21 protein-coding genes are annotated in these 19639 nt (G+C 36.2%); 10 read left to right on the plus strand and 11 right to left on the minus strand.

Going from position 1 to position 19639, the window contains the following annotated elements:
* Window positions 1-163: 163 nt before the first annotated feature.
* Window positions 164-364: a helix-turn-helix transcriptional regulator gene (locus BAU28_RS02260; protein ID WP_025149845.1), complete on the plus strand. Its 201-nt coding sequence runs from the start codon at window positions 164-166 to the stop codon at window positions 362-364.
* Window positions 365-368: 4 nt separating this feature from the next.
* Window positions 369-797, plus strand: a complete 429-nt coding sequence (locus BAU28_RS02265; RefSeq protein ID WP_071717601.1) for a hypothetical protein — start codon at window positions 369-371, stop codon at window positions 795-797.
* A 39-nt stretch (window positions 798-836) separates the two neighbouring features.
* Here BAU28_RS02265 and BAU28_RS02270 read toward each other — a convergent pair whose 3' ends face one another.
* The 8 genes from BAU28_RS02270 to BAU28_RS02305 form a co-directional block, all read right to left on the minus strand.
* Window positions 837-1274 (minus strand): GNAT family N-acetyltransferase, encoded by a 438-nt coding sequence (locus tag BAU28_RS02270; RefSeq protein ID WP_071717602.1) that lies wholly within the window; start codon window positions 1272-1274, stop codon window positions 837-839.
* Window positions 1275-1288: 14 nt separating this feature from the next.
* Window positions 1289-1546 (minus strand): DUF4022 family protein, encoded by a 258-nt coding sequence (locus tag BAU28_RS02275; RefSeq protein WP_071717603.1) that lies wholly within the window; start codon window positions 1544-1546, stop codon window positions 1289-1291.
* Between the two features lie 52 nt (window positions 1547-1598).
* Entirely contained in the window at window positions 1599-3428 is a 1830-nt protein-coding gene (locus BAU28_RS02280; RefSeq protein ID WP_071717604.1) for a monovalent cation:proton antiporter family protein, read from the minus strand.
* 220 nt (window positions 3429-3648) lie between these two features.
* Complete coding sequence (gene qoxD / locus BAU28_RS02285) at window positions 3649-3960, minus strand: cytochrome aa3 quinol oxidase subunit IV (RefSeq protein ID WP_002174911.1); 312 nt, start codon at window positions 3958-3960, stop codon at window positions 3649-3651.
* On the minus strand, window positions 3961-4563 hold the full coding sequence (gene qoxC, locus BAU28_RS02290) for a cytochrome aa3 quinol oxidase subunit III (protein WP_002174913.1): 603 nt from the start codon (window positions 4561-4563) through the stop codon (window positions 3961-3963).
* Between the two features lie 13 nt (window positions 4564-4576).
* Window positions 4577-6511 (minus strand): cytochrome aa3 quinol oxidase subunit I, encoded by a 1935-nt coding sequence (gene qoxB, locus BAU28_RS02295; protein WP_002174915.1) that lies wholly within the window; start codon window positions 6509-6511, stop codon window positions 4577-4579.
* 33 nt (window positions 6512-6544) lie between these two features.
* Window positions 6545-7420, minus strand: coding sequence for a cytochrome aa3 quinol oxidase subunit II (locus BAU28_RS02300; RefSeq protein ID WP_071717605.1), 876 nt, complete (start codon window positions 7418-7420; stop codon window positions 6545-6547).
* 282 nt (window positions 7421-7702) lie between these two features.
* On the minus strand, window positions 7703-9118 hold the full coding sequence (locus tag BAU28_RS02305; protein WP_048370822.1) for an amino acid permease: 1416 nt from the start codon (window positions 9116-9118) through the stop codon (window positions 7703-7705).
* Window positions 9119-9512: 394 nt separating this feature from the next.
* Here BAU28_RS02305 and BAU28_RS02310 point away from each other — a divergent pair, with 394 nt between their 5' ends.
* The 8 genes from BAU28_RS02310 (at window position 9513) to BAU28_RS31275 (ending at window position 17190) form a co-directional block, all read left to right on the plus strand.
* Window positions 9513-10223, plus strand: coding sequence for a C39 family peptidase (locus tag BAU28_RS02310; RefSeq protein ID WP_071717616.1), 711 nt, complete (start codon window positions 9513-9515; stop codon window positions 10221-10223).
* 131 nt (window positions 10224-10354) lie between these two features.
* Window positions 10355-11530: a M20 family metallopeptidase gene (locus BAU28_RS02315; protein ID WP_071717606.1), complete on the plus strand. Its 1176-nt coding sequence runs from the start codon at window positions 10355-10357 to the stop codon at window positions 11528-11530.
* 1 nt (window position 11531) lies between these two features.
* Complete coding sequence (locus BAU28_RS02320; protein ID WP_002174920.1) at window positions 11532-11729, plus strand: DUF3311 domain-containing protein; 198 nt, start codon at window positions 11532-11534, stop codon at window positions 11727-11729.
* Window positions 11726-13198 (plus strand): sodium:solute symporter family protein, encoded by a 1473-nt coding sequence (locus BAU28_RS02325; protein ID WP_048370826.1) that lies wholly within the window; start codon window positions 11726-11728, stop codon window positions 13196-13198. The genes BAU28_RS02320 and BAU28_RS02325 overlap by 4 nt, the downstream gene beginning before the upstream one ends.
* Window positions 13199-13299: 101 nt before the next feature.
* On the plus strand, window positions 13300-14778 hold the full coding sequence (locus BAU28_RS02330; protein ID WP_131801198.1) for a spore germination protein: 1479 nt from the start codon (window positions 13300-13302) through the stop codon (window positions 14776-14778).
* Window positions 14779-15900, plus strand: coding sequence for an endospore germination permease (locus BAU28_RS02335; protein ID WP_071717608.1), 1122 nt, complete (start codon window positions 14779-14781; stop codon window positions 15898-15900). It abuts the gene before it with no gap.
* Window positions 15884-17050 carry a Ger(x)C family spore germination protein gene (locus BAU28_RS02340; RefSeq protein WP_071717609.1) on the plus strand — a complete coding sequence of 389 codons (1167 nt, stop codon included), beginning with the start codon at window positions 15884-15886 and terminating at the stop codon, window positions 17048-17050. The genes BAU28_RS02335 and BAU28_RS02340 overlap by 17 nt, the downstream gene beginning before the upstream one ends.
* 11 nt (window positions 17051-17061) lie before the next feature.
* Window positions 17062-17190 (plus strand): hypothetical protein, encoded by a 129-nt coding sequence (locus BAU28_RS31275; protein ID WP_083594477.1) that lies wholly within the window; start codon window positions 17062-17064, stop codon window positions 17188-17190.
* Between the two features lie 65 nt (window positions 17191-17255).
* Here the strand turns inward: BAU28_RS31275 and BAU28_RS02345 are convergent, their stop codons facing one another.
* Genes BAU28_RS02345 through BAU28_RS02355 form a run of 3 tightly spaced genes read right to left on the minus strand, consistent with a single transcriptional unit; the run spans window position 17256 to window position 19610 of the window.
* Window positions 17256-18656 (minus strand): nucleoside recognition domain-containing protein, encoded by a 1401-nt coding sequence (locus BAU28_RS02345; RefSeq protein WP_048370831.1) that lies wholly within the window; start codon window positions 18654-18656, stop codon window positions 17256-17258.
* Complete coding sequence (locus tag BAU28_RS02350) at window positions 18634-19356, minus strand: FeoB small GTPase domain-containing protein (RefSeq protein WP_025149862.1); 723 nt, start codon at window positions 19354-19356, stop codon at window positions 18634-18636. The genes BAU28_RS02345 and BAU28_RS02350 overlap by 23 nt, the downstream gene beginning before the upstream one ends.
* The gene (locus BAU28_RS02355; RefSeq protein ID WP_002174927.1) at window positions 19353-19610 is read right to left on the minus strand and encodes a FeoA family protein; all 258 of its coding nucleotides are present in this window, start codon (window positions 19608-19610) and stop codon (window positions 19353-19355) included. Before BAU28_RS02355 ends, BAU28_RS02350 begins: the two co-directional genes overlap by 4 nt.
* Window positions 19611-19639 lie beyond the last annotated feature (29 nt).

A 19639-nucleotide genomic window follows, 5' to 3' on the forward strand; every position in this document is an offset into this window, starting at 1 on the left:
ACTATAATAAGTGGGGGGCACATCCCCCACTTATTATTAGTTGAACCAATCGGGCGTTTACGGGCAGTTAATGCGGGATAAGGTAAAATTCAAATTTGTTTTGTAAATTATAAATTACTAAATGGAATATATATGTTACAATAAGGGCGGAGGAGGAACATGAATGGCTGTAAGTAAAATAAAAGTCGCGCGTGTTCAGTTAGATTTAACACAGCAACAATTAGCAGAAAAAGTAGGCGTTACAAGGCAAACGATTAGTTTAATTGAGAAGGGGAAGTATAATCCGTCTCTAGATTTATGTTTAAAAATTTGTTATGCGGTAAATAAAACATTGAATGATTTGTTTTGGGAGGAAAAGGAGTGATAGGGTGAAAATCGTGAAAGATGAACGTTTAATGATTGAAGGGTTAAAACATGTTAGATTGGCTTTCATCTTACAGAATATCGTCATACTAGGTATTGTTTTTTATCGCTACGTTTTGCAAGGGGAAGGATATGAAAGTATTTCGGATTTATTAATGATATTTATCAGCGGGATAGTAGTTATTAACTTTTTAAACTTAAAAAATTCAGTGGAAGTGTATGAGCATACAGGGGGAGTATCTCGTAGTTATTTCATGAAATTATTATTCATTCCAGTTGGGATTGTTATTGGGATTTTAGCTATTTGTATCATTGTGACACCAGATATTTCGATAAAGGAAATTAGTATAACAGGACTTATTATGTTTGCCTGTTTTTTAGTTCCTAGCTTGTTTATATACATATATATGAAAAAGATAAAAAATGAAGATTGAAATATAAGAAAAGCTTTCCCGTATTGAGGAAAGCTTTTCTTATATCTTTTTATACAGAACTTTATGAAGGCCAATCGGTTCAATTTCAAAGATTTCACCATGTTCGTGGAAACCTAATCGTTTGTAATAGTCAGCTACAGTAATTCGGCCATTACACCATAAAATGTTTGCGTTACGCTCTTGTAAGATTTGCTCGGCTTTATGGATTAAGGAGCTTCCAGCGTGTTTGTTTCGAAAGTTTGGTAATGTCGCCATTCCTCGTAGACGATAGTGGATACCAGTTTGTAAATCAGGATATATTTCTTTAGAGAAGGAAGCGATGCTAATAAGTTCTTCATGCAGAAATGCACCCAAGTGGAAGGTGTCTACTTCGTAGTCGGAAGAATATTTACAATCTGCTAATAGCTGATTAGGGCGCAAAATTTTTTGACGTAATACGTAAGTTTCAGATCCATCAATATTTTTCACGGTAATCATATTAACATCCTTTCTTATAAGCCTTTTTCTGTTAGCTGTATAAAGAAATAGGCAGGTGCAGCGAAAAGTCCGAGTATGCTAGCGGTTCCAAGAAGGAGTGAAAGCAAGAGACAAGTGTATTTGACTCCATTTGATTTTTTCCATCCGTAACTACAAATTTCAATGCTAATACCGATGAGAATAATGGCGACGAGTACTTCCGCTAATAATAAGAGAGCTAAAGTTGAAATAGACATAATGTGATTCATCCCCATAATATGTGATAGTAACATTTTACCATATGAAATTGGAAAAATGCCCCTCAATTATGTGAGGGGCATTTTTCTACTCTAGTATGTTTTTCATTGTATCAATATGCTCTTTTGAACCTGTTACAAGTAAAATGTCACCGTGTTGTAATTTCGTATCACCATGTGGTATTAATGCTTTATTACCACGGTAAATTTGAATGACAAGTACATCACCTAAAAACGGAAGGCGACGAAGTGCTAAGCCATTATATTTATTGCTACGTAGTTCAACCTCACGCACTGTTTCATTCGCTGTTGTAATTAAGCGGACGAGACTTGGTTTATCAATAAGTGCACGTAATAAAATACGTGTAGAGTTAATAGTTGAGAATACAGCGATATGTTCTTGCGTTGCTTTTTCTTGTAGAAGGGGATCTTCTACACTTGCGATGACATGTTCAACACCTAATTCTTTTGCGTGTTCTGCTAATAATAAGTTTTGGTCATCATCACTTGTCGCAACAACAACACGGTCTGCATCAAATGCTGTTTGTTCAGTTAATGATTCGATTGTGATTTCATCTAGTTTCACGATAGGGAAGTCATGAGATTTTACTTCCTCATCATTTATTTTATTCTGGCGTATCATATATAGCGTTACGTCATAATCTTCGCGCTTCAAATCAAGTGATAACGGAAGGGTAATTCTGCTCGCGCCAATAATAGATACTTTCGGTTTTGGTGTTTCCACTTTTGGAAACATCTTTTTAAATAATATAGGTGCAAAAATACAAGTAATAACTGCACTTAAAATAAGGGATGCTGATAAACTTGGGCTAATGATACCTAGCTTTTCACCGATTTGTGCAGCCGCAATAACTAAAGAAAGTGTTGATGTTAACAAAATAGCACTTCCGAGTACGATATTGCGTGGGTACCATTTTCGTAAGACGAGTGATGGCAATAGTTTTGAAATAAAGAGTCCCACAATTAAAATTGGAATCATTAGCATACTAGAAGGCTCTTTAAAAATAGACCATACTTCTAAATTTACACCAACCATTACGAAGAAAATAGGGATGAAGAAACCATATCCGATGGAATCGAGTTTTTCAACCATATCGTCATTTGGTGATAATAAAGATACGAGTACACCTGCTAAGAAGGCTCCTAAAATGTTTTCTGCTCCAACGGATTCAGATAATCCAACTAATATTAAGATGAGTGCAAAAACAGCTCGTGTATCAATTTGTACACTACCGGCTTTTAAGCTTTCTAGGTATGGAATATTTTTAAAGCGTCTTGCGATAAAGTAAATTATAATACCAGCGCCGAATAGAAGAAGTAGAAGCCACATACTTTGGCCACTTTCGGAATTTAATCCGACGAATACAGCGAGTAAAATCATTGTAACTAAGTCTGCAATAACAGCGACTAATAAAATGATTTGTCCGATTGCGGTTTTTCCTAAGTTATTTTCTTTTAATGTTGGTACGACAACACCTAAGGAAATAGTTGAGATAATTAAAGTCATGAACATTGCATTGTCTACGAATCCTAGCCATACGAATATTAACGATAGGGCATAAGATAAAATGAAAATAAATAAGAAGATAATGCTTGCTGCTTGGAATGTGTTCGGTTCGTTTGTCGTATTCTTTTTCCCTTTTTGTTTAAAGATAGAAAAGTCAATTTCTAAACCACTTAAAAACATTAGGAAGATAAAACCTAGTGTTGATAAGACTTGAAGCCACATATCTGGCTCAATGATGTTAAATCCACTTTTACCTACAAAGATTCCTGCGATAATTTCTGCGACAACGACAGGAAGTGCTTTTAATTTAAAGCGTTGTAACAAAAGGGGAACGAAAAACGCGATTGCAACGACAACCATAAGTGATAGAACAGAAGAATGATGTTCCATTGCGTTCTCTCCCTTCAAATAAATATAGTACCTATTTAGCCATATTATAGGTAGAAAATCAACGCATATGGGTTCGATTTCATAAAGAAAGAGTTTTCTTAACATTTGTCATAATAAGTATATTTTTCATGATTCTGTTGTTAATTCCGTAATGTGGATGCAATAGGGGAGATAATAAAAAAAGACTGCTGAGATTCCTCAGCAGTCTTTTTCATGCAAATTACATTGAGAAGAAAATCCATACAGTAAGACCAACTGTTGCTGTTGCAACGAAGAAACTGTATATCATTGTAAGAATTTGAACTCTTCCTTCTCCTTCTTTTAAGTGCATGAACATAATTAATTGTAATAATGCTTGCGCAACTGCCATTATGATGATAGTTGTTAATATCGTTGAAAGAGGCAGGCTTGTGTAAAGTGCCACGTATAACGCTAGAAACGTTAGTGCAAGCGATAAAATAAATCCGAAAACGTGTGACCATGGGAATCCGCTATGCGCATGCCCGTTTGCTTGATTGTTATTTTGAGCCATTTACGCCACCATCCCGTTCAAGTAAACTAGTGTGTAAATAAAGACCCAAACAAGATCAAGGAAATGCCAGTATAAGCTGATAATGAATACTTTACGAGCTGTAACTGGTGTTAAACCTCGTTTTAAAATTTGGATGATAACACAAGTTGCCCAAATGATACCACCTGTTACGTGGGCTCCGTGCGTTCCAAGAAGAACGAAGAATCCAGATAAGAAAGCACTTGTTTGAATTGTTGCGCCTTCACCAACGTACATAATGAACTCTTCAATTTCAAAGAATAGGAAGCCTGCACCTAAAAGTAATGTAAAGATGAACCATCCAAGCATTGCTTTTTGGTTGTGTTTACGCATTTCATGAATTGCGATACCACATGTGAAACTACTTGTTAAAAGTAGTAGTGTTTGAATTAAAAGTGTTTTAACTTCAAACAGTTGTGCTGGTGTTGGGCCATCTGCCGTACGACCAGCAAGTACTAGATAAGAGGCGAAAAGTGTTGCGAACAGCATAATTTCAGCCCCAAGAAAAATCCAGAATCCTAGGATGTTCAATCTGCTTTGCTCGGATTGATATTCCAAAGGTAAGCTTTTATCTAAAGCCGCCATATCATTTCACCTCTCATGCTACATGTTCTGTTTTTTTGATTTCATCAACACTTACGTAGTAACCGTCATCGTAATCGAATGAACGATAGATTAAGCAAGCTAAAATACCAACGCCGCCGATTGCTGCAAGCCAGAACCAGCTAAATACTAATGCAAAACCTGCAAGACCGAAGAATGCAGACGCAATAATAGGCACACCAGAGTTACTTGGCATGTGAATTGGTTTTAATTCTTCTGCAGCTGGTGTAACTGTTTCTCCGCGTTGTTTCATATACCAGAAAGCATCAGCTTCTTTAATTTCAGGAAGTTTCGCGAAGTTGTAATGTTGTACAGGAGATTGAGTAGCCCATTCAAGTGTACGACCATCCCATGGATCTCCAGTAACGTCACGTTCACCGTGACGTGCACTCCAAATTACGTTGTAACAAAGAAGTACGAATCCGATACCCATCATTACTGCGCCGACAGATGCGATTTGGTTTAACCAACCCCATCCAAGACTTTCAGAGTAAGTGTACATACGACGAGTCATACCGTCTAAACCTAAGAAGTACATTGGGAAGAAACAGATGTTAAATCCGCTCATAAAGATCCAGAATGTCCATTTACCTAGGCGTTCATTTAGCATATGACCTGTCATTTTTGGATACCAGAATGTAAATCCAGCAAGCATAGCAAATACTGTACCTGCGATTAATACGTAGTGGAAGTGAGCAACTAGGAAGTAGCTGTTATGGTACTGATAATCAGCTGCTGCCATTCCAAGCATAACCCCTGTAACTCCACCAACTACGAAGTTTGGAATAAATGCCAATGACCAAAGCATTGGAACTGTAAAACGAATACGTCCTTTATACAGCGTAAACAACCAGTTAAAGATCTTAACCCCGGTTGGAATCGAAATCGCCATTGTCGAAATCGAGAAGAACGAGTTAACCGCTGGACCTGCACCCATTGTGAAGAAGTGGTGAAGCCATACGACGAAACTTAGTAAAGAAATTGCGACCATTGAGTACACCATCGCACTGTAACCGAATAGACGTTTACGTGAGAATGTACTAATGATTTCAGAGAAAATACCGAATGCCGGTAAAATAACGATATATACTTCAGGGTGACCCCATACCCAGAATAGGTTGGCCCAGAGCATTGGCATACCGCCGCTCGCCATCGTAAAGAAGTGAGCATCAAATAGACGGTCAAATGTCATTAATGCAAGAGCTACTGTTAATACTGGGAAAGCGAAAATAATGATTACACATGTAATTAAAATAGACCATGTAAACATTGGCATTTTCATTAATTTCATGCCAGGTGTACGCATTTTTAAAATCGTAACAAGGAAGTTAATACCTGTCATTAGCGTACCGATACCTGAAATCTGTAATGCAATTGCGTAGAAGTTATTTCCTACACCAGGAGTAAACTCTGTACCCGCCATTGGGAAGTAAGAAGTCCACCCAGCGTCTGGTGAACCACCGATAACGAAAGCGATGTTGAATAACATTGCTCCGATAAAGAATAACCAGAAACTTAAAGCATTTAAGAACGGATATGCAACGTCACGAGCACCAATTTGTAATGGTACAACGACGTTCATTAATCCTAGAACGAATGGCATTGCCATGAAAAGAATCATAACTGTACCATGTGTTGTAAAGATTCCGTTATAGTGTTCAGCGTTTAAATATGTTGTATCTGGGAATGTTAATTGGGCACGAATCATTAAACCATCCATACCACCACGGAATAACATTATAACGGCAGAGATAATGTACATGGTCCCTATTTTTTTATGGTCAACAGTTGTTAACCATTCATCCCAAAGCCATCTCCATTTTTTGTACTTTGTTAGTACGAAAAGAATCGCTAATGTCACAAGAACGATAGATGCGTCAGCACCGTAAATAATTGGGTCACCTGTGACAAAAAATTCATCAAGCTTCACTGTGTTCACTCCAATCTGTTGGAATAATAGCTATTATTTTTTGTTTTTGTAGTAGTTGTAATCACAATATTCAAGTGATTTTGGATCTACATAACTTAAGTGATGACTAGAGAATGTCATACGACCAACTACACCAGGTTTAACAATTTCGTTGTACTTATCTTCTGTTAGTTTAGGAGCAGTTTGTTGTACTTCTTTTACCCACTTGTCATACTTTTCTTTTGTTTTTGCTTCAAGTTCGAATTCCATATGAGTGAATCCTTCACCAGAGAAGTTCGAACTACGACCTAGGTAAGAACCAGGTTTATCAGCTTGTAAATATAAATCCATGATCATGCCATCCATAGTGTATTTCATACCACCAAGTTCTGGAACCCAGAAAGCATTCATTGGACCTACAGAAGTCAGTTTGAATTGAATAGGTACACCAGCTGGGATGTTTAAATAGTTAACGGTTTCAATTTTTTCCTCTGGGTAACTAAATAACCATTTCCAGTTTGCGGATGTAACATAAATTTCAACTGGTTTAATATGTTTGGACTCTTTCGGAACCTCTTCCGAAGCATAAGTTGCTTTTACTGTTGGAATCGATAATGCGATAACGATAATAACAGGGACAAGCGTCCAAATAATTTCTAATAATGTGTTACCGTGTTGATCAGGTGGCTCATAGTCCATATTCTCTGGTTTTTCACGATAACGAATCAAGATGACTGTAAACAAGATGAATACAATTGCGATAATTAATGACATAAGCACGAATGACCAAACAATTAAATCATACTGTGCTTTTGCAACAGGTCCTTGCGGATTTAATACTGCGAGTTTCTTATCACAGCCACCGAGGAACAGAAGTAATGATAACGGAAGAAGTGAAGCCAACTTCCAAAACGCTTTCTTTAGTTGCACGATTGAAAATCTCCTTTCTCCTTGGATTGAAACTATGCCAATAAAACAATATAAACCTATTAATTTATAGAAGGCAATAGTTTTTGTCATATTGTTAAAAAATAGACACAAATGCACGCTTTTTAAGGTGAATATCATTTGTAACTTGATTACATTGTAAACTATTTTCCAGAGAAAAACGTGATTGTGAAAATTTTAAGTTAAATAAAGTTATACCAAGATATCCAATAAATAGAAAAAAGCTATCTTATCATAAGAAAGATAGCTGAATATTTAGTATATTTAGTTTATTTTCCGAGTTATATTTTGTTGTTGTTCAAATGTGACAACTTTTTTATATTTTACTTGGTATAAAATGTAACAGATAATCATAAATGGAATCCCGCAAAAAAGAGCAATTCTCTGATCTGGAATGAAAGCTAAACTAACAAATGTAATGAAATTGAGTGAAAAAGCTACGATTGGAACTACTGGATAAAGTGGTGTACGATATTTTAAATCCTTTATGTCACCGCCATTTTTAACGAATTCTCTACGGAAGAAAAATTGTGAAGCTGCGATCGACATCCAAACGACAACAGCTGCCATTGCTGCAATAGATGTTAGAACTAAAAAGACAGTATCTGCCGCAAATACACTCGTTAATAAAGACAGGCTTGCAAAAATTAGGCTGAAAATTAATGCGTTTAGCGGTACACCTTTTTTAGTTAGCTTTGTAAAAGCTGGACTTGCCATGCCTTGTTTTGCCATCGCCCAAAGCATACGAGAATTTGCGTATAGACCAGAGTTAGCTACAGATAATACAGCTGTAATAATAACAAAGTTCATAATGTCTGCTGCATATGGAACACCAGCCACATCAAATACAAGTACAAATGGACTTTCAACTAGATTAGCCTCTTGCCATGGGAGTAAACCTACAACAACTGAGATTGCTAAGACGAAAAAGAATAGAGTGCGCCAAATTGTGTTTTTTATAGCTTTTGGGATCGTTTTTTCAGGGTTTTCGCTTTCACCTGAAGCAATACCAATAAGTTCAGTTCCTTGGAATGAGTAATTTACTGTAATCATTGTAAGAAGAACTGCTAGTGCACCATTTGGAAATAGTCCGCCATTTTCAGTGAAATTATGAAGCATTGGAGCTGGTTTTCCATTAAAGTCGAGAAAACCGAACATAACTGCGCCTCCAAGTACAATAAAGACAACAATTGTTGCAACCTTTACGCTAGCGAACCAAAACTCAGTCTCTGCATATGCTTTCGCTGATAAAGCGTTCACAAGAAAGAGTGCTGCTGCAAATATAACACACCAAATCCACGAAGAAACGTCTGGAAACCAACGTTTCATTAAAATACTAACAGTCGTTAACTCTACTCCAACTGTAACAGCCCAATTTAACCAATACATCCAACCGACGACAAATCCAAAGCCAGGTGAAATAAATTTGCTTGCATAACTTTGGAATGAACCTGCTTCTGGCATAGCTACTGATAATTCACCAAGACATAACATCGTTAAATACATAACGAAACCACCGACTAAAAATGCAAGAATAGCTCCGCCTGGTCCGGCATTATGGACGATTTGTCCAGAGCCCATAAATAATCCTGTTCCAATGACTCCACCAAGTGCAATCATGAATAAGTGTCTACTTTTCATTGTTCGTTTTAAATCTGTTTGTTCTACTTGTTGATTCATATGCCCCTCACCCCGTATTTTTCTTGTATGTGTTAACTTGATTTCATTCTGGGATTTTAATCATTAGTGGGGGATGAAAAACATACTCGATTTATTTTGTTATGAAATGAATGGAGTATGTAAAAGAAAAACTAACTTATGACTAAATATCCTAGAATGTTTGTTAACATGGTGGAAGACTTGCGATTCATTCACTATGTTAACAATTTTGATTTTAGCAAAATATTCAGAAAAAGTATATTGTTTTTTCTTTTTATTAAAAATAATTAGAATTTTAAAAATGGTATATGTAAATAATAATTCACAGAATCTTTCTAGTAAACTAGTAAGAAGAAAGGTACAATGGTAGAAGTTACGACTTTAAAATAATTGATATAATGGAGTTTGGTTTATGATGAAAAAGTTAAAATATATTTTTATTTTCGGTATTATATTTGCTGCCGTGTTTTTTATCGAGAAAGATAAAATTATGAAAAAGGCACACGAATTACGGTTAGACCTTTTCTCTGAGGTGAAAGAAAGTGCAATGATTGAAGGTGTCCCGTTTATAAAGCAATTACCTGAATTACCTCGTGGGTGTGAAGTAACGAGTTTAGCAATGTTGTTGCAACATAAAGGTGTACAAGTAGATAAGATGCAACTTGCCAGTGAAATTTACCGCGTCCCATTTGAACAAGACGGTTTGCGTGGGAATCCTTATGAAGGGTTTGTCGGGAATATTTATACGAAATCTGAGCAAGGGTACGGTGTATATCATCAACCAATCTTTACATTAGCAGAAAAGTATGTTCCTGAAAAAGTCATTAATTTAACAGGTAGAGAAGTGCAAGATTTATATAAAGTAATTAGTTCGGGATCACCTGTATGGGTAATTGCGAATACGACGTTTAAACCACTTTCAGAAGATAGCTTTGAGACGTGGAATACAAGTTCAGGAGAAGTAAAAATTACATATTATGAGCATAGTGTAGTAGTAATTGGATACGATCAAAATTTCGTATATATGAATGATCCTCTTGCGAATAACCCACGTAAAGCTGTTCCGCGAGCAGAGTTTGAAAAGTCATGGGAGCAAATGGGGAAACAAGCAATTACTATTTTGTAATAATGAAAAGTCATCTTGAGGGTGGCTTTTTATTTTTAAGTATTTATTATTGAAAATTCAGAAGATTCTTTTAAAAGTTAACTATTCACGTTATAATAACAGTTAACTTAGTGAAGAAGGGGAGAAGAGAAATGGATGTCGCAAAGGAACTTGTTTTATTAAAGAATCAGTTGATTGAGTGGAGAAGGCACTTTCATAAGTATCCAGAGTTATCTTTTCAAGAAGAAAAAACATCTCAATTTGTATTCGACATACTTCGGAAAATCCCATATTTAGAAGTTTCGCGCCCTACTAAATATAGTGTAATGGCAAGGCTAATTGGTAAACAGCCTGGTAAAACAATCGCGGTTCGTGCTGATATGGATGCTCTTCCTATTCATGAAGAAAATAAGTTTGATTATATTTCTACATATCCAGGTGTGATGCATGCGTGTGGTCACGATGGTCATATGGCGATATTGCTTGGTGTAGTACATAAGTTAGTAGAAGAAAGAGAAAAAGTTAAAGGGGAAATTCGTTTTCTATTTCAACATGCAGAAGAAAATTTTCCGGGTGGTGCAGAGGAAATGGTCGCAGCGGGAGTAATGGAAGGTGTGGATTACATTATTGGTGCTCACCTGTGGGCTTCATTAGAAGTTGGAAAAGTAGGTGTAATTTATGGCCCAGCGATGGCGGCACCGGATGTTTTTAAAATTACGATAGAGGGAAAAGGTGGACATGCTGGAATTCCGCACGAAACAGTCGATAGTATCGCGATCGGTGCACAAATTGTTTCGCAAATCCAGCAAATTGTATCTCGCCTCACGAATCCGTTAGATTCTCTCGTAGTATCTGTTACACAATTTCACGCTGGGACAACTCATAATGTTATACCGGAACAGGCAGAGATTGAAGGGACAGTGAGAAGTTTAAGACATGAATTAAGAGGACAAACAGAGGAGAAGCTTGAACGGATTGTGCAACATATTACAGAATCCTACGGTGCTAAGTATACATTTTCTTATGAATATGGATATCGACCAGTTGTGAACGATTATGAAGTGACAGAGCTTATTGAACGTACGGCATTACAGCTTTTTGGAAGAGAACGGGTTGTGCGTTTACAACCAACGATGGCAGGAGAAGATTTTTCAGCCTTTTTACAAAAGGCACCAGGGACATTCTTTTTTATAGGGGCAGGAAATGAAGAGAAGGGAATTATATATCCGCATCACCATCCTCGTTTTACAATTGACGAAGACGCATTACCAATTGGAGTGGAAGTTTTTGTATCAGCCATTATGAATTTTATAAATAAAGGAGAATGAGATGAAGAAAATACATGTGCTAGCGCTTATTCCAGTTCTTTGTTTAGTAGTTGGACCAGTATTTGCGAATTCAGTCACTCCTTACGTATTGGGGATGCCATTTTTATTATTCTGGGTATTGTTATCAGTGCTCATTACGTCTCTATGTATGGGGCTTGTATACTTATTTGATCCTGCTAATAAGGGGGATATAGGATGATAGCATTACTTATCATTATTTTATTTTTATTTCTAGCACTATTTTTAGGGATTCGGGCACAACATGGAAAAGATATGAATTTAGAACAATGGTCGGTTGGCGGAAGAGGGTTTGGAACTATTTTCGTTTTTCTCCTTATGGCAGGCGAAATTTATACGACGTTCACATTTTTAGGAGGAAGTGGCTGGGCGTATAGTAAAGGGGCACCTACATTTTATATTTTAGGTTATGGCGCGCTAGCTTATATTTTATCGTATTTTTTATTGCCACCGATTTGGAAGTATGCAAAAGAACATAACCTTGTTTCGCAGCCGGACTTTTTTGCGAAGAAATATAAGAGTAAGATGCTTGGGGTAATAGTTTCAATTGTTGGTGTTATTTCTATTATTCCATATCTTGTTTTACAGTTAAAGGGACTAGGAATTATCGTTTCAGAAGCTTCGTATGGAAGAGTGTCACCTGTTATTGCAGTATGGATTGGTGCTATTGTTATAACTATATATGTAATGGTTTCAGGTATACACGGCTCTGCTTGGACAGCCGCTTTGAAGGATATTATGATACTGTTTATCGTTATGTTTTTAGGTATATATTTACCGTATCATTATTACGGAGGATTTCAGCCGATGTTCGAAGCTGTAGAAGCTGCGAAACCAGGGTTTTTGTCCTTGCCTGATGAAGGGATGAGTATTTCTTGGTTTGTTTCTACTATTATATTAACGGCCCTCGGTTTTTATATGTGGCCTCATACATTTGCTTCTGCTTTTTCTGCAAAAAACGAAAAAGTATTTAGGAAAAACGCGGCAATTATGCCACTGTATTCTTTAGTTTTACTTTTCGTATTCTTTGCAGGATTTGCTGCTATATTACAAGTTCCTGGATTAAAGGGAGCGGATGTAGATCTTTCGTTATTCCGTCTGGCTCTTCAAACCTTTGACCCTTGGTTTATTGGGATTATTGGTAGTGCTGGAGTTTTAACAGCATTAGTTCCAGGTTCCATGCTTGTCATGGCCGCTTCTACATTGTTAGCAAAAAATATTTACCGAACAATGGTCCCATCTGCTTCAGATAGACAAGTTGCTAAAGTGGCGAAATTATTTGTTCCTGTAGTAACGCTTGTAGCTGTTTTGTTCACCTTTAAAGGTGGAGAAACAATAGGGGCTCTTCTTTTAATGGGATACAGTATAGTTACGCAACTTTTCCCTGCACTTGTATGTAGTTTGTTTCCTCGGCAAATTATTACGAAACAAGGTGCGATTGCGGGGATGGGAATTGGGCTGTTAGTTGTCGCATATATCACCTTATCTGGTTCTACTATAGCTACGATGTTTCCAGGGGTACCGCAATATATAAAAGATTTGAATGTAGGTATAGTCGCATTGTTAATTAATATTATTGTGATGTTTGTAGTGAGTGGACTCACGAAAAGTGTATCTATAAAGACGGACAATATAATAGTAGAAAAGTAATTCGCGTGTTAGAGCTATCTTTGAAAAGAGATAGCTCTTTTTTGTATATATTTACTTCTATTAGCGGAATCTAACTAAAAACTTGTTAAAAAGGAAGTTAGGTGGGGAAATTGTTAGAGTTGAAAAGTACCTTGTTTGAAGTTATGAAGGAAATCAGGGATGAGTTAGGTTCACCTAATGATTTAACGATTAGAGAAGTGGCTCTTGCGGGAAGTTTTACACGTTGTGCGGTTGTTTTTTTATGTGGATTAACAGATAAGGATAATGTTTATAAATATGTAGTTCGTACACTTCAATATGAAGAAGTACCAAATGAAGCAGCTGTTGTTCAAACATTGTTAGATCGTTTTATTTCTATTGCAGAAGTCAGTACGAAAACAACATTTCCAGATATTATAAATGCGATTTTAACAGGAGACACAGTTATATTAATTGATAATATTCAAACGGCTATTGTTATTAATAGTAGGGCTTGGGAGAAAAGAAGTCTAGAACCACCTGTAACAGAAGATTTAATACGTGGACCGAGGATTGGACTAAATGAAGATATTAATGTAAATAAAATGTTAATTCGTCGTAGTTTACGTGATCCAAAGCTACGATTTCAATCTTATATTATGGGGGAAAGATCGCAAAAAGAAGTGACCATAGTATATATAGAAGATATTATTAATCCTTACATTGTAAAAGAGTTAGATCGTCGTCTTCAATCGATAGTGACAGATGTCGTTTTGGAAACAGGTACGATTGAACAATTAATTCAAGATAATAATTTATCGCCATTTCCGCAGTTTTTGAATACGGAAAGGCCTGATAGTATTGTGGCCTCATTAGCGAAGGGAAAAGCGGCCATTTTAGTAGATGGATCACCATTTGCACTTATTGCGCCATTAGTATTTGTTGATATTTTTCAATCGGTAGAAGATCATTATGAACGCTGGATAATTGGTACGTTATTAAGGGTTTTGCGAATGATTTCCGGTATAATTGCGATTTTAATGCCGGCAATGTATGTAGCGCTAGTTTCATATCACCAAGGACTTATTCCCTCTAAATTGGCTTATTCAATTGCAGGTGCAAGGGAAGGTGTACCGTTTCCTGCTTATATTGAAACATTAATGATGGCATTGACGATGGAATTAATAAGAGAAGCTGGAATTAGATTACCGAAACAGATGGGACAAACCATTGGGATTGTAGGTGGCCTTGTAATTGGAGAAGCAGCAGTAAGTGCGGGGATTGTAAATCCGTTTTTAGTCATTATTATTGCGGTTACAGCAATTGCTACATTTTCACTGCCTGTGTATAGCATTACGATTACGTTTAGGGTTTTACTTTTCGCTTTTGTATTAGCCGCGACTGCTTTTGGGCTGTATGGAATTATTTTAGCTCTTATTGCACTTGCCGTTCATATTACGAATTTAAAGAGTGTTGGGGTACCGTATACAACGCCTATTGCTCCTGCGTTTTATAAAGATTGGAAAGAAGAGATTGTCCGCTTGCCGAAGTCAATGTTGAAAGAGAGACCGGAATATTTACAAACGAAAGACTCTACATTACGTCCAAAGGAGCGAGAATAATTGAAACCATTTGAATACGGAGATGAAGAAATTGGATCCCGGGAGCTTGGTTTTGCGGTATCATCAATGATTATCGGTATAGGTGCATTATCTATGCCGCGAGATATTGCTATGCAAACTTTATTTTCGGATGGTTGGATTATTTTGCTTTTTGGTGGATTGATATGTGCATGTTTAGGTTGGTTTGTAACGAGGGTGGCTATTTTATTCCCAAAACAAAACTTTGTTCAATATACAAGTACACATTTGACGAAACCCGTTGCATACACGATTAGTATCATTTTAGTATTAACGTTTGCTGCTTTGACAGCATATGAATCGCGCATGATTGCAATTATTTCACAAACGTATTTATTTAATGATACACCAGTACAACTATTGTCTTTCTTTTTCCTATTAGTTGTTGTTTATGGAGTAGCAGGATCGAGAGCAGCTTTATTAAGGTTAAACTTTTTATTTTTACCTATCGTTTTTATTGCAATCGTATTGCTTTCTTTATTGAATGTGAACTTAATGGAAATAGATAATTTACTACCGGCTTTTCAAACGGACGTAAGGCAATATGCTGTAGGAGTTAAAGGCTCTGTTTTTACGTTTATTGGATTTGAGGTAGCTTTGTTTTATGCGGTGATGTTAAATGACACAGCAAAAAAAGCACCGTTGGCAGTTGCAAAAGCAGTGATGGTAAATGTGCTTTCGTACATTTTAATTTATATAACTTGTATTAGTGTTTTTACCTATATGACAACTAGGGGACTGACATATCCAACGATTGAATTAGGGAAAGAAATTGCAATTGGCGGAGGATTTTTAGAAAGATTTGACGCGATTTTTTTTACTATTTGGATTATTACTATTTATAACACTACAGCAATGTATTATGACGTCGCATCTTTATTATTTTGTGCCATGTTTCCGAAAATTAAGAAGCATATTTTCATTTTCGTAAGTGCTCCTATTATTTTTATGGTGAATATGATGCCTGGTAATTTAGACGATTTATCACATTATGGAACTTATTTAGCTTGGATTGATATGGGGTTTGTTGTATTAGCGCCTTTGTTAGTTTTAATTGTATATAAAATAAAAAGAAGGAATGGTAAAAATGAAGCACCTTCTTAAAATTATGATATGTGCTGTTTTGGCTAGTTGGATGAGTGGGTGTTCTGAGTTAGAAGAGATCGAAGAAAGAGGATTTGTGGTAGGGGCGGCTTATGATATTGTGAAAGAAAAGAAATCTAATCCGGTGATGAAGGGCACATACCAAATGGTACTCCCAAGTAAGTTAACGCCACAAGGTGCTCAAGGCGATGGGGAGAGTAAAAATTATATTAATGTTAGTGCAAAAGCTGATAGTGTTTTTGAGCAAATACGAATTATTGCTAAAAAAATTAGTCGTTCCTTATTCTTTCCACATATACAAGTGATAATTTTTTCTAAAGAATTACTTTCAGGCCCGTATGTTTTGCAAAATACGTTAGATGTATATATTCGTGATCATGAAATGAGAAGGAATATTCGTTTGTTCGTTTCGAAGAAAAATGCGGAAGCTATTTTAAAACAAAGTGCAAAGCCTGAAAATTTACCGTCGAAATACATTGATATGTTAGCTGATCATCCTCCGAAAAATGCTCAAATGATTGAGGCGGCCAGAATTGGTGAAGTACAGGAGAAAATGATTTCAAAGCAAAGTTTTGCGCTACCTGTTTTAAGTTTAACGAAGCAAGGTGTTCAGATGGATGGGGCTGCTTTATTTCGTGGAAAGGATAATAAGTGTGTTGGAATGCTGAGTGGAGAACAAACGTTAGGAATGAACTATGTAATAGGTAAAAAAATTGGAGGTTTTTTTACTATCCGTAAAAAGGGCCAGCTTATTACATATGAAATTCATAAGATACACCGGAAGATTAAAGTATCTACGGTAAATGCTACAAAACCGAAGTTTGATATTCATTTATCTCTGGATGGAACCTTGGCTGAGTTGCATTTTAGTGATCATAAACAAATTATGAATGAAAATCGATTAAAGAAAAATATTTCGGAGGCAATGGAGAAACGTATCCAAAAATCAGTAAAACTTGTTCAAAAAAAATATAAGGTAGATGTATTGGAATTAGGCGAAGTGTATAAGCGGCATAATTATAAAGAGTGGAAAAAAATAAGTAAGAATTGGGATCAAGGTGAAAATTATTTTAGTAACGCTGAAATAATTGTTCATGTTCATCCTATAATTGAACATTCGGGTTCGGCTTTACCGAAGAGAGTGAAATAAGGTGATGTAAGTTGTTTACTGGATTAGGAATTAGTTGCGCGATATTAATGGCGGTTCTTCCAGGAACTATATATTTTATTCATAAAAAGATTACAACGTATGGTGCTCAGCCGTGGAAAGAAAAAAAGAAACCTGAATAAGTTTCAGGTTTCTTTTATGCGCAAAGCATATGATGAAGGGGGATACCTTCTATGTATGCTTTACTTTATACAAGCCCTAACCAATGTACCAATTGTGTAGAGAGGAATGTAACAACAATGGCAATAACAGTAGGGATTGCAAACGATAAGAATGTCCACTTTGCACTTTTTGTTTCTTTATATATGTTAACCAGTGTTGTCCCGCATGGGAAATGAAGAAGTGAGAACAACATTGTATTTAACGCAGTTAACCAAGTCCAACCGTGTTCTAAGAATAGATTTTTGATTTGATTAAAATCATCTATTTCAGTTAAAGCGCCAGTTGATAAGTAAGACATTAATAAAATTGGAATAACAATTTCATTAGCTGGTAGTCCAAGAATAAACGCTGCTAGAATAAAACCGTCAAGACCTAACATTTTCGCGAATGGATCTAGGAAGTTTACAAAGTGCATAAGTAAGCTAGTGTCACCAACGAAAATATTAGCAAGTATCCAAGTTAATACAGCGGCAGGTGCAGCTACAATCACAGCTCGTTTTAAAACATATATTGATTTATCGAGCGTTGAACGCACAATTGTATTCCAAATTTTTGGCTTGCGGTATGGTGGTAACTCAAGTGTGTAGTGAGTTGGAACGCCTTTTAAAGCTGTTTTTGATAGTACCCAAGAAACGGTTAATGTCATAATAACACCAATTACAACCATTCCAACTACGACACTTGCAGTAACAAATGTTTGCATGCTACCTGTATAACCAGCAGCCATAAATAGTGAAGCCATTAAAATTAACATAGGCCAGCGACCGTTACAAGGAACGAAGTTGTTTGTTAAGATTGCAAGCATACGTTCACGTGGTGATTCAATAATACGTGTCGACATAATGGCAGCTGCATTACAACCAAATCCCATTGCCATTGTTAAAGATTGTTTACCGTGTGCACCAGATCGCTTGAATAAGCGGTCCATATTAAATGCGACACGTGGTAAATATCCGTAGTTTTCTAATAGGGCGAACATAGGGAAGAAAATGGCCATAGGTGGTAACATAACACTAATAACAGCTCCGATACCACGGAATAAACCAAGTATTAAAATGCCATGTAACCATTCAGGTGCATGCATTGCTTGGAACCAAGATGTTAAATATCCTTCTGCCCAGCCGAAGAACTCAGCAAGCATATCAGATGGTACGTTAGCGCCTGCAATTGTAAGATAAAAAATGATAGATAAAATACCGAGCATAATTGGGAATCCCCAGATTGGAGATGTGAAAATTTTATCTAGTTTTTCGGAACGATATAATTTATCAGTATTTGTATATTGAACAGATTCTTTACATATATTTGCAGATGTTCGATAAATATCTCCGACAATATCATCTCGTATATCTTCTTTTGAGAGTGTTTGTGCATGTTGGATAATATAGTCTAATGGAAGAGCTTTACTGGCTGAGTGAGATTCCATTTATTACGACCTCCCTTACAAGCGGTTCGTTATGATGTTTTTGAAGTGTAGTTAAGAAATTTTTATCTCCATCTAAAATACGTAGCGCAATCCAACGTGCTGGATACGTATCACCGAACACTTTATAAATTTGTGGTTCTAATTCTTGAATCATATTTTCAATTTTTTCATTATAAGTAATTTTAATTGGTGTAGGAATGAGCCTTTTTGTTGCTACTTTAGTAATGACACTTAGTAAATGTCCGATACCAACTCGGTTTCGTGCTGAAATTTTAACTACCGGTACACCAAGTGATTTTGCTAATTTTTTTTCATCAATAACGATTCCCTTTTTCTCTGCTTCATCAATTAAGTTAATACAAATGACTACATCGTTTGTCATTTCCATCACTTGGAGTGCTAAATTTAAATTTCTTTCCATTGCAGTTGCATCTATAACAACCACAGTTACTTCTGGCTTTTCAAATATAATATAATCTCGTGCGACTTCTTCATCTGCTGAATTTGAATACAGTGAGTAAGTTCCAGGTAAATCTATTATTGTATATATATTTCCGTTATGCTCATATTCCCCTTCAGCTTTTAAAACAGTTTTCCCCGTCCAGTTTCCAGTATGTTGTTTTAAGCCTGTTAAAGTATTAAATAATGTACTTTTCCCGGTATTCGGGTTACCAGCTAAAGCAATGCGATGGTTACTCATCTGAAATCATCTCCTATTAATACCCCGAAAATAAGGGAACTTTCTTCACTACGCAGTGCAATAGTTGTGTTGCTTACTTGATAAGCGACCGGGTCTCCAAGTGGACTGCGTTGTAACACTTTAATCGTTGCCCCAGGAATAAAGCCTAAATCTAATAAACGTCGTTTCATAGTTCCTTCTAATTGTATCTTCTCAATTTGTACAAACTCTCCTGTTGTAAATTCGGAAAGTGGTTTTGTATTAGCCGATACCATAAAAGTTACCTCATCTCTATATTTTTAGT

This window comes from Bacillus paramycoides (genome assembly GCF_001884235.1).
In the GTDB taxonomy this organism is placed as follows: Bacteria; Bacillota; Bacilli; order Bacillales; family Bacillaceae_G; genus Bacillus_A; species Bacillus_A paramycoides.

Bases quoted from the DNA above. Each gene is read 5' to 3' on its own strand.
- BAU28_RS02350 (WP_025149862.1), bottom strand. From the start codon at position 19,356: ATGAGTAACCATCGCATTGCTTTAGCTGGTAACCCGAATACCGGGAAA.
- BAU28_RS02340 (WP_071717609.1), top strand. From the start codon at position 15,884: ATGAAGCACCTTCTTAAAATTATGATATGTGCTGTTTTGGCTAGTTGG.
- BAU28_RS02310 (WP_071717616.1), top strand. From the start codon at position 9,513: ATGAAAAAGTTAAAATATATTTTTATTTTCGGTATTATATTTGCTGCC.
- BAU28_RS02275 (WP_071717603.1), bottom strand. From the start codon at position 1,546: ATGTTACTATCACATATTATGGGGATGAATCACATTATGTCTATTTCA.
- BAU28_RS02280 (WP_071717604.1), bottom strand. From the start codon at position 3,428: ATGGAACATCATTCTTCTGTTCTATCACTTATGGTTGTCGTTGCAATC.
- BAU28_RS02325 (WP_048370826.1), top strand. From the start codon at position 11,726: ATGATAGCATTACTTATCATTATTTTATTTTTATTTCTAGCACTATTT.
- BAU28_RS02270 (WP_071717602.1), bottom strand. From the start codon at position 1,274: ATGATTACCGTGAAAAATATTGATGGATCTGAAACTTACGTATTACGT.
- BAU28_RS02260 (WP_025149845.1), top strand. From the start codon at position 164: ATGGCTGTAAGTAAAATAAAAGTCGCGCGTGTTCAGTTAGATTTAACA.
- BAU28_RS02320 (WP_002174920.1), top strand. From the start codon at position 11,532: ATGAAGAAAATACATGTGCTAGCGCTTATTCCAGTTCTTTGTTTAGTA.
- BAU28_RS02305 (WP_048370822.1), bottom strand. From the start codon at position 9,118: ATGAATCAACAAGTAGAACAAACAGATTTAAAACGAACAATGAAAAGT.
- BAU28_RS02345 (WP_048370831.1), bottom strand. From the start codon at position 18,656: ATGGAATCTCACTCAGCCAGTAAAGCTCTTCCATTAGACTATATTATC.
- BAU28_RS02315 (WP_071717606.1), top strand. From the start codon at position 10,355: ATGGATGTCGCAAAGGAACTTGTTTTATTAAAGAATCAGTTGATTGAG.
- BAU28_RS02355 (WP_002174927.1), bottom strand. From the start codon at position 19,610: ATGGTATCGGCTAATACAAAACCACTTTCCGAATTTACAACAGGAGAG.
- qoxC (WP_002174913.1), bottom strand. From the start codon at position 4,563: ATGGCGGCTTTAGATAAAAGCTTACCTTTGGAATATCAATCCGAGCAA.
- qoxD (WP_002174911.1), bottom strand. From the start codon at position 3,960: ATGGCTCAAAATAACAATCAAGCAAACGGGCATGCGCATAGCGGATTC.